General features: G+C 43.4%; 8 protein-coding genes and 1 pseudogene. 4 read left to right on the forward strand and 5 right to left on the reverse strand.

Annotation, left to right across the window (positions count from 1 at the left end):
• Window positions 1–1,831 (reverse strand): NACHT domain-containing NTPase (locus IQ219_RS11325; RefSeq protein ID WP_194072665.1); only part of this gene is annotated, 1,831 nt, incomplete at its 3' end.
• Window positions 1,832–2,371: 540 nt separating this feature from the next.
• A complete protein-coding gene (locus tag IQ219_RS11330; RefSeq protein WP_194072666.1) occupies window positions 2,372–3,067 on the reverse strand; it encodes a DUF4230 domain-containing protein in 696 nt (231 codons plus the stop codon).
• A 61-nt stretch (window positions 3,068–3,128) separates the two neighbouring features.
• On the opposite strand from IQ219_RS11330, the gene IQ219_RS11335 reads away from it, so the two are divergent.
• The 4 genes from IQ219_RS11335 (at window position 3,129) to IQ219_RS11350 (ending at window position 5,923) form a co-directional block, all read left to right on the forward strand.
• Entirely contained in the window at window positions 3,129–3,344 is a 216-nt protein-coding gene (locus IQ219_RS11335) for a hypothetical protein (RefSeq protein ID WP_194072667.1), read from the forward strand.
• Window positions 3,345–3,486: 142 nt separating this feature from the next.
• Complete coding sequence (gene kaiC, locus IQ219_RS11340; protein ID WP_194072668.1) at window positions 3,487–5,184, forward strand: circadian clock protein KaiC; 1,698 nt, start codon at window positions 3,487–3,489, stop codon at window positions 5,182–5,184.
• A 29-nt stretch (window positions 5,185–5,213) separates the two neighbouring features.
• Window positions 5,214–5,531: a circadian clock KaiB family protein gene (locus IQ219_RS11345; RefSeq protein WP_194072669.1), complete on the forward strand. Its 318-nt coding sequence runs from the start codon at window positions 5,214–5,216 to the stop codon at window positions 5,529–5,531.
• A gap of 26 nt (window positions 5,532–5,557) precedes the next feature.
• The gene (locus tag IQ219_RS11350) at window positions 5,558–5,923 is read left to right on the forward strand and encodes a circadian clock KaiB family protein (RefSeq protein WP_194021141.1); all 366 of its coding nucleotides are present in this window, start codon (window positions 5,558–5,560) and stop codon (window positions 5,921–5,923) included.
• Between the two features lie 77 nt (window positions 5,924–6,000).
• Here IQ219_RS11350 and lepA read toward each other — a convergent pair whose 3' ends face one another.
• From lepA to IQ219_RS11365, 3 genes and pseudogenes are all read right to left on the reverse strand, one after another.
• Window positions 6,001–7,812, reverse strand: a complete 1,812-nt coding sequence (gene lepA, locus IQ219_RS11355; protein WP_194072670.1) for a translation elongation factor 4 — start codon at window positions 7,810–7,812, stop codon at window positions 6,001–6,003.
• Between the two features lie 83 nt (window positions 7,813–7,895).
• The gene (locus tag IQ219_RS11360; protein ID WP_194072671.1) at window positions 7,896–8,588 is read right to left on the reverse strand and encodes a Uma2 family endonuclease; all 693 of its coding nucleotides are present in this window, start codon (window positions 8,586–8,588) and stop codon (window positions 7,896–7,898) included.
• A gap of 5 nt (window positions 8,589–8,593) precedes the next feature.
• Window positions 8,594–9,815 (reverse strand): annotated as a pseudogene (locus IQ219_RS11365) (trans-splicing intein-formed DNA polymerase III subunit alpha N-terminal partner DnaE-N); the annotation flags it as partial.

Genomic DNA, 9,815 nt, shown 5'->3' on the forward strand with positions numbered 1-9,815 from the left:
GGGCCCTAGCCTGGGGAGTTTTTGCCATGGCTAAATAAAATGCTCTTTTGGTAACAAGCTGGGTTTGATCGGAAATTTGTTGAGATTTTTGACTCCCCCACTGCAAAAAATCCTGCAGGTATGGATCCTCAGCGACCAAAGCGTCAATTTTCTGTTTCATTAACTGTACTAGGGAGTCCGCACTTCTTAACATGGCCATGGTCAACAAAAATACTTCCCGCCAATGGGCGTCTGTTACATGATTGACTAAACCTTCTAAGGATTTTTCTAATGCTCTCAGATTATAATCTGCCACAATTGTCCGAGCTGTTAAATATTCCTGAAAAGCTAAGTAAGAAAAAGAAAAGATCCCCCTACCCCGTTCGATTAACAAACCATGCTGAGCTTCGATTGCCTTTAAGATAGCCTCACTTTCAAACTGTAATTCCTCTGGTTCTAGATTTTCCCCTGGTAGATTTTGCAGATAATCACCAATATAATTTTCGATCACACTTTGTTCAAAAAAATATTGTTCTTGCTCAAAGGTAATATAGGCTAACTTACTTAGTAGTTTGATTTTTTGGGGCAATAAAAAGCCTCGATAAATGCTATCTCTAGCTACGCCCTTGGCTTCATCCCATTTACCCAAAAGTAAATCCAGTCCTTGTTTATAAAACTCTGTCCGCTTGATGGGAAATTTACCCTGATTTTGAAAAACCCAACAGGCTAAATGCAAAAATAGGGGAGTAACGACCAACTGTCGAAACTGCCAGTTTTCCGGTAGGTCTAACTTTTCGATGAATTGATTTGATTGATTTTTTCCCATCGACGAGGTTGTTTTCGTAAGGGCCACAAACCATTTTTGAGCAAAGGTTGTTATTTGTTCTTGGGTAAAGGGGGCAATTTCCACATCGGTAAAACCTTGTAACTGCAACTTTTGGGCAGCGGTACGACAGGAGACGACGAAACGACTTTTGTAGTATTGTTCGCAAAATTTACGAATTTCCTTTAAAACTTCATCAAGATCATTTTCCAATACTTCATCTAGACCATCAAGCAAAAGCAAAACTCTTCCTTCCTGTAATAGTTTTTTGAAGACTGAACTATTGTTGATTCCTTCTTTATGTAATTTATGTCCAATATAATAAGCTAAATTGAATTTATCTCGTTGCCTAGAATCCTCAGCAAATTCTTTTAAAAAAATAAAAATAGGCACTTGATGGGGAGCAAATTTACCTTGATTGCATTGAATCGCCAAATGTTTTAAAAAAGTAGTTTTTCCGACTCCTGGACGACCCAATACCCTGAGCTTAGTATGGACCTTAGCCGCTTCTATACCAGCAATTTGTTGTTGTTCCACATCTCCCAATCCTACCCGATTAAAGTTTCTGGGATCAAGATTTTCAAGATCGGCGATCGCCAAATATTGCTGACTAGTAATTTTTTTTAAAACATTAACATCAATATAGATATCATTGATATTAACCGGGTGGCTAATATCCAAAAGTTGTAAAATACCACATTGATTTTCAATGATTTCCCGCAATTGAGAACGGGTTTGTTCCGCTAAAATTTCGATCTCAACATTTATGGGAAAACTTTTCTCTCCCGGTCCTGGAAATTCCGCTGGTGGATTGTCAGCAATTTCTCGCCATTCCAAATTTAAAATTGAGCAGATGTCCATAAAAACATGGCGATCAACTGGTTGTCCAGTGAAAAAACGCCAAATCGGTTGACGGGTTTTAAGATTAACTTCGGCGGCCAAATCCTCTTGGGTCCAACCCTTGATCGTGAAAGATCTTTTCGCCTGTTGAATTCCGGCAGGGGTAGCTTGGAGTGATCGTTTGACCATAAGTCAGAAAAATATAGTTAAAATAGAACCCTGGCAAATATTGAATTGAATACAGTCAAGCACGGTTGATCAGAAGAAGATCGAGGTAAAACAAACTCCCATTAAGTTCGTGAAACAAGCATTGTCACCCGCAGATATGTCTTATTTTTGATTCAATCAGCTATATAAACCTAAAAAACTTAATTAATTACTTGTAACCCCTTGCCAAAGAAGGATTTGGTCTAACCCACAAGCCGTTTTTTAAAAAGAATTTTGGACTCTAACATGCCCGCATTCTACAAATTAACCACGGAATCGCCCGTTCGTAATCGTACATAATCTAGAAAAAACTCTTGTTTGCTGACATTCTCTACGATAATCTTGATTACTTTCCATTTCACCGTCTTTTTGTCCTTGCTCAGGACTAATTATTCTGGCCTTTTAAATGGTAAATTGGTAAACTTGACTTACTTAAGCAGAGCGAACACGGGAACGAAAAATAGACTCCTCTTTGACGTAGCTTTTCAGCGCCATGTTTTGATAATCTTTGGACTTGATATTTTACGATGAACTGGATGGGGCACAAATGTCGGGAATACTAGTTTTAATTTCTACTTCTGTGTAGCCTGTTCCCCTAAGTAGACTACCCACGGCAATTTCTGCTTGTTCATTGGCCCGGTCTAAAATGCCTTGGTCACAGGCGGCAGCGGTGATTTTAGCTAGGGTTTGTCTTTGGGCTAAACTTTGTAACTCCGGGGCGGTGTCGGGACCTAGGTTCAAAAATCCCCGGTCGTATTGGTAGATGCGGGAGCGTTCCACGTCAATTTTTTGGTCAAGAATCTGCGGTGGTGGCAGGGTAATAATCAGCTTTTCGCCCCTTTGTTCAATGTTTTGTTCATCCAACTGTTCCAGATCGATGCCGGCCCGTACTTCTCCGTAGCCGATATAGAGCAAATCGGTGCGCCCCAAGGTGAAATTGCCCCATTGCCGTTCCTGGCTAGTGGGGACTACGGTTTCCATGGCAAAAATTGTGGTGGTTAATTGACTGACTGCCCGGATTTGTTGCACTACGAGGGTAGAAATTTCCGCTTTGGCCTCACCATTGTTAATGCGGAGCCAAGGGCTAATGGTACGCAATCCTTGGCCAATACCGATAACGGCGATCGCCATGGTTAGAACTATGCCCCCAGCCCCTAGAAGGGAAAGCCGCTGAGAAATTTTTGGGGCTGGTTGCAAAGAAGATAGTTTTTCAGCCATGGTGCAAGGAATGTTTGAGGGAGGAATAACTTAATTGTAGTAGCTGGGGATCGCTATTTTAATGGATACTATTGCCGTGGCTGTATGGGACAATGGGAGCACCTCCATCGTCATCTATAAATCAAACAAGGGAGTGGGCAAAATTCCGCAATACTTGGCTAGGGTCTTGCTGGTGTGGGAATTAATCTTTGTTGAGCAGTTAACGGCGATCGGAGTAGCCATGCCCACGGCGCAGTTACTGCTCAACCTAGGCAGGTTAATTTTGGCAATACTCTGAGCACAAAATTACGACATAGATTTAAATACCATTGGTAATGCTTACGGGCAAATTTAATAATTTTTAAAAATTTAAGGATCAATTTTCGTTAGAATTATTCCTATTAATTTATCAATTAACTTTACTTGGCTCCATAAAAATTATGACAGATAGTAGCCAGAGTCTCACTCTAATTAAATGTCCCACTGGCATCCAAGGTTTTGATGAAATTACCAACGGCGGCTTACCCCAGGCAAGGCCAACCCTCATTTGTGGCTCCGCCGGCTGTGGTAAAACCCTGTTTGGAGTGGAATTTTTGGTGCGAGGAGCGATCGAATATGGAGAGCCAGGGGTTTTAGTCACTTTTGAAGAAAGTGCTAAAGAAATCACTCAAAACGTGGCTTCTTTGGGTTGGGATTTACAAGATTTAATTGCCAAAGAAAAGATTTTTATCGATCACATTTATGTTGAAGCCAGCGAAATTGAAGAAACGGGAGAATATGACCTAGAAGCTCTCTTTATTCGGTTGGGTTATGCCATTAACAAAATTGGTGCAAAACGGATCCTGTTAGATACAATTGAAGTCCTTTTTTCTGGTTTAGATAATGCCAATATTGTCCGGTCAGAATTACGACGTTTATTCCATTGGTTAAAGGAAAAAGGCGTTACTGCCATTATCACCGGGGAACGGGGCGACAAGAATTTAACCAGGCAGGGCTTGGAAGAGTATGTGTCTGATTGTGTTATCAAACTTGATCAAAAAACAGTGGAAGAAATTGCCACCAGAACCATTCAAGTTGTTAAATATCGAGGCTCACGCCATAGCAATAATGAGTATCCTTTTTTAATTGAAGAAAATGGCATTTCAGTGTTGCCCATCACCTCCCTGGTGCTCAATCACAGTGTTTCCCAAGAGCGAATTTCCACTGGTATTCCCCAGTTAGATGAAATGTTCGGCGGGCAAGGTTATTACCGGGGTAGTAGTATTTTAGCAACGGGAAGGGCCGGCACAGGCAAAACCACCCTAGCATCATTTTTTGCCCAAGCTACTTGCCTGAGGGGGGAACGGTGTTTATATCTCGCCACGGAAGAATCCCCCCAACAAATTTGCCGTAATTTAAGATCTATCGGTTTAGATTTATCTCCTTATTTAGAAAGTGAATTACTGCAATTTGATGCTATTCGCCCCACTAATTATAATTTGGAAATGCGACTCTTTAAGATCCATAGTTGGGTTAGGGATTTTAAACCGAATTTAGTGATTGTGGACCCCATGAGTAATTTGATTATGAGTGGAAGCTTAAATCAAACGAAAAACTTTTTTATGCGCTTAATTGATTACTTAAAAAGCCAACAAATTACCGTCTTTTTAACGGATTTGACTGGGGGCAATGTGGGCTATGATAATGAACAAACAGAGATTGGGGTGTCCTCTTTGATGGATACCTGGCTGGAGTTACAGACCCTGAAGGTAAATGGAGAACGAAATCGCATTCTCTATATTTTGAAATCCAGGGGCATGATGCACTCTAATCAAGTGCGGGAATTCATTCTGAGCAGTGATGGGGTAGATTTAATTGAAGCTTACATTGGAGATGGGCAAGTTTTAACCGGCACCCAAAGAATTAATCAGATGTTACAAGAAGAGGCGATCGCCAAAAAACGACAACAAGTCCTGGAGCTGGAAAAACGCAATTTTGAGCGAAAAAAATATTTACTGCAGGCGGAAATTGATGCTCTGCAAATGAAATTAACTAGTCAAGATGAGGAACTAGAAGTACTAATGTTGGAAGAGGAGGAATTCAAACAAACGATGTTAGCCAATCGTAATCTGATCCAAAAATCTCGTCACATTCACTAAAATCCCTGAGGACTGAGGAGCCGTCCACTATGACAAATTCAAACGATTCACTTGATAATCAAAACCCAGAGATTTGGCAACTGCGCCTGTACGTAGCGGGACAAACCTCCAAATCCCTCACCGCTTTTGCGAATTTAAAAAGGATTTGTGAGGAATATCTAAACGGCCAATACCAAATTGAAATCATCGATTTGACCCAACATCCCGAGTTGGCGATCGAAGATAGTATTTTAGCCTTGCCTACGTTAGTGAGAAAGTTGCCCGAACCAATCAAAAAAATTATTGGTGATTTATCTAACACAGAAAAAGTACTAGTTGGGTTACAAATTTTATCCCCTATGGATTAGAAAATTTATCATTTTAGGTTATCAAAATGACTGATCCAGAGGATTCAAAGCCCACAATCAAAGAAGTATTTGAGCAATTTGTTGCTGAATCTGAAGAACAGTATTATGTCCTGCGGCTTTACATTGCAGGAAATAGGTTCCAGTCCTTGAAAGCTTTACAAAACATAGAGAAAATCTGTGAAGAATATCTCCACGGCCGCCATGAAATTGAAGTGATTGACGTTTACCAACAAACAGAAGAGGTTGTCAAACACAATATTATCGTCGTCCCAACTTTAGTTAAAGAGAGACCTTTACCGACACGGAGGATAATTGGTAACTTATCAGATACCCAAAAAGTATTGATGGGTTTGGATATCATACCGAGGCCTCTTCCCGAAAAAAAGCGATGAGCGCCCCCTCAGAAAACCATTTAAATATTTCGATAACTAAGTATAAATTGTTCAGGAATTCAGCTAGTTATCTAAAACTATTGGGCATCCAGCTTCAACACCGCCATAAACGCTTCCTGGGGCACATCCACCGTCCCGATCGCCTTCATGCGTTTTTTCCCCTTGGCTTGTTTTTGCAACAGCTTTTTCTTACGGGAAATATCACCGCCATAGCACTTAGCTAATACGTCTTTACGCAGGGCGGGAATATGCTCACTGGCAATGACTTTGGCCCCGATCGCCGCCTGGATGGGTACTTTGAATTGATGACGGGGAATTAACTCCTTCAGCTTACTAACCATGGCTCGGCCAACGTAATAGGCCTTATCCCGGTGGACAATCATGGCCAGGGCGTCCACCCCATCACCATTGACTAAAATATCCAATTTAACTAGGGGATTTTCCCGGTAGCCAATTAGTTGATACTCCATGCTGGCATAGCCCTTGGTACGGGATTTAAGTTGATCAAAAAAGTCCGTCACCACCTCTGCTAAGGGCAATTCATAGATCAATGCGGTGCGGGTTTGGGTGAAAAATTTCATATCTTTGAAGACCCCCCGCCGACTTTGACACAGTTCCATCAACGTCCCCACATAGGTTTCCGGGGTAATCATTTCCACCTTGATGAACGGTTCTTCCACCTTCAAACGCTTTTGAATAGGGGGCAATAGACTAGGATTATCCACCTCAATCACTTCTTCCTCGGTGGTGGTGACCCGGTAAATTACCGACGGGGCAGTGGTGATCAAATCCAGGTTATATTCCCGCTCCAACCGCTCTTGGACAATTTCCATATGCAGTAAACCCAAAAAGCCGCAGCGGAAACCAAAACCCATGGCGCTGGAAGTTTCCGGTTCGTAGGACAGGGCCGCATCGTTGAGTTTTAACTTTTCCAACGCATCTTTTAAATCGGGATATTGATCCGCATCGATGGGGAATAACCCACAAAAAACCATGGGGTTGGCTTCGGTGTAACCTGGTAAGGCCTCCGCTGCTGGAGCATTGGCCATGGTAATGGTATCCCCAACCCTGGCATCGGCCACCGCTTTAATCGCCGCCGCAAAATAGCCTACTTCCCCAGCGTGTAATGCTTCCACCTGCACTTGGGTGGGGGACAAAACCCCCAACTCATCAATGACGTATTCCTTATCGGAGGCCATCAGTCGTACTTTGTCGCCTTTTTTTACCTGGCCGTCCATCACCCGGAAATAAACCACTACCCCCCGGTAAGCGTCGTAATAACTGTCAAAAATTAAGGCCCGCAGGGGTTGGTCTACCGTATCGGCCGGGGGAGGAACCTGTTGGACGATCGCCTCGAGGATGTCGTTCACCCCAATACCGGCCTTGGCAGAAGCTTGGATGATGTCAGTGCAATCTAGCCCCACCACTTCTTCAATTTCCGCCGCTACCCGGTCTGGCTCCGCACTGGGCAAATCAATTTTGTTGAGAACGGGAATAATTTCCAGGTTATTATCCAACGCTAGGTAAACGTTGGCTAAGGTTTGGGCTTCTACCCCCTGGGACGCATCCACCACCAGCAACGCCCCTTCACAGGCGGCCAGGGACCGGGATACTTCATAGGAAAAGTCCACATGGCCCGGGGTGTCGATCAAGTTCAGCACGTAATCCTGGCCATCCTTCGCTTTGTAATTCATGCGGGCGGCTTGGAGCTTGATGGTAATGCCCCGCTCCCGTTCTAAATCCATATTGTCCAGGAACTGCTCCTTCATTTCCCGTTGTTGCACCGTATCTGTCACCTGCAACAGGCGATCGGCCAGGGTGGATTTACCGTGGTCAATGTGGGCAATGATCGAAAAATTGCGAATGCGGCTAACGGGGACGTCGGTCATGGGGGCAGGGCAATGGGAGTGTGATCAATTAAATCGCCTCCACATTGTAATCCTTTCCTCGGTTAGAATTGCGGACTCCCCCCTCAGTCATCCCCCAGGCGATCGGGGTCAATCCCCTGGGATATGAGGTAGTTAGCTAGGCGATCGGCCCTGCTTTTTTCCTGTTGAAGTAGTTGCTGGGCTGTTTCCGCCGCTTCCTGGGGAGTGGGCACCAAGGCTCCGTCAGGGAAAAAGTACCTTAATTGTCCATTTTTTATGCCCATAAAAAGTTCTAATTCCTCGCTCCAGCGTTGTCCTGTCCCAGTCAGGGGAATTGGTTCATAGCGATGACCGACTAGGCGAAAGCCTTCAAATTCTAGGGTATCAGGGGAAAACCAGAAATATTCCGGAGTGCGAAAACGGTCTTGGTAAAGTTGCTTTTTTAGGCTAGGGTCAGTTGAGGCAGTGCTGCTAGACAAAAGTTCAATGATTAAGTTTGGGTATTGACCGTCTTCCTCCCACACTACCCAGGAAGGACGGGGAGTTTTTTCAACCCCTTTAATTAAAAAGAAATCTGGACCACGAAAATCTCGATTTTTGAGCTGTTGACGGCTGAAATAAATGGTTAAGTTTGCCCCAATAAAGTAATCTTGGCGATCGCGCCACAGCCAATCTAAGCAAGCTACCAACAACATTAATTGGTCTGAATGTAGGGAGCTTTCCATTTCCGGCTCATCGCTTAGCAGTAATTTGGCATTGGGCATTTGTGCTTCAAATTGGGACGCAGTTTGGTACATAATATTTATTTTATCCTCCCAGGATTAAGCAATGGAGAGAACAGACTATGGCTGTCAAGGGCTTCTGCAGTTTGCTCAACATTTGTCAAGGTTAGCAAGTCCAGTTGCTGGTTAAAAATTTCTTCGATCGCCAACAGTTGATAATCGGTGGTGAGAAAGCGGTGGTCTGGGGTAGCACGGATCACAGAGCCATCAGCCAATTCATATTCAAATACTTCTTGCTCTCCCCGGTCATGCCATTGGGCGATCGCCTGGGTGTAAACTCTCCCTTCCGGATCAACGCTATACACAGAACAATTAATTTCTTCGCTCACAATTTTACCAATGGGCAATGGGCCGTACTCAACGGTTAAAATTTCGCTGTCAAAACTGAGGCAATATTCGGCAAACTTAACCATTTGATCAAACAAATTTTCCGCCGTGCGGGAAGGAACTCCATGTTTAGTGGAACCATCGACAAATTTCGCCCGATGTTTTTGCATTTCTTCAGCTTTCTTTTTGCCCATCGCCCGCCGCAACAAATCCGCTTCTCCTAGGGAATAATCAGCTAAATCCTGAGCCATTTTCATGATTTGCTCTTGGTACACGAGAACTCCATAAGTTTCGTTGAGAATGGGTTCCAACAGTTTATGTTGATAGGAAATTTCTTCCCGACCGTGTTTACGGTTAATGAAAATAGGAATTAACCCTGCATCCAATGGTCCAGGACGATATAAAGCCAAAATGGATGAAATATCCTCAATGCCCGACGGTTTTAGATCCCGCACAATCTGTTTCATGCCCTGGGATTCCAACTGGAAAATACCTTCTAAATCCCCTGCTTCCAGTAATTTGTGAGTCTTTTTTACATCATCGGGTAACTTTTTTGAACCGGTGCGGGCGCGAATTTGTAAAGCTTTTCGTTCCTGTAAAGGCAAATCATCTAAATCCAATTGAACACCCTTGGTTTCTGCTATTAACTCCACTGCTCGCTGTAGGGTGGTCAGATTTTTCAAGCCCAAAAAGTCCATTTTCAATAGACCCATGGCTTCCACATCTTCCATGTAATACTGGGTAATTACCGCCCCATCATTATTTTTTTGCAACGGTACAATTTGATCCAAAGGTTCGGAAGAAATTACTACCCCAGCGGCATGGACACCGAAGGTTTTGTTAGTGCCTTCAATGCGAATGGCCATATCGATCCATTTTTTTACCCAAGGTTCGTTATCATAGCGGGCTTTAAAC

The sequence above is a fragment of the Synechocystis sp. LEGE 06083 genome, from assembly GCF_015207725.1.
Lineage (GTDB): Bacteria > Cyanobacteriota > Cyanobacteriia > Cyanobacteriales > Microcystaceae > Synechocystis > Synechocystis salina.

What these genes read in the sequence shown, in the direction of transcription:
- IQ219_RS11330 (WP_194072666.1), bottom strand. Translation starts at nt 3,067, where the DNA reads ATGGCTGAAAAACTATCTTCTTTGCAACCAGCCCCAAAAATTTCTCAG.
- IQ219_RS11335 (WP_194072667.1), top strand. Translation starts at nt 3,129, where the DNA reads ATGGATACTATTGCCGTGGCTGTATGGGACAATGGGAGCACCTCCATC.
- kaiC (WP_194072668.1), top strand. Translation starts at nt 3,487, where the DNA reads ATGACAGATAGTAGCCAGAGTCTCACTCTAATTAAATGTCCCACTGGC.
- IQ219_RS11345 (WP_194072669.1), top strand. Translation starts at nt 5,214, where the DNA reads ATGACAAATTCAAACGATTCACTTGATAATCAAAACCCAGAGATTTGG.
- IQ219_RS11350 (WP_194021141.1), top strand. Translation starts at nt 5,558, where the DNA reads ATGACTGATCCAGAGGATTCAAAGCCCACAATCAAAGAAGTATTTGAG.
- lepA (WP_194072670.1), bottom strand. Translation starts at nt 7,812, where the DNA reads ATGACCGACGTCCCCGTTAGCCGCATTCGCAATTTTTCGATCATTGCC.
- IQ219_RS11360 (WP_194072671.1), bottom strand. Translation starts at nt 8,588, where the DNA reads ATGTACCAAACTGCGTCCCAATTTGAAGCACAAATGCCCAATGCCAAA.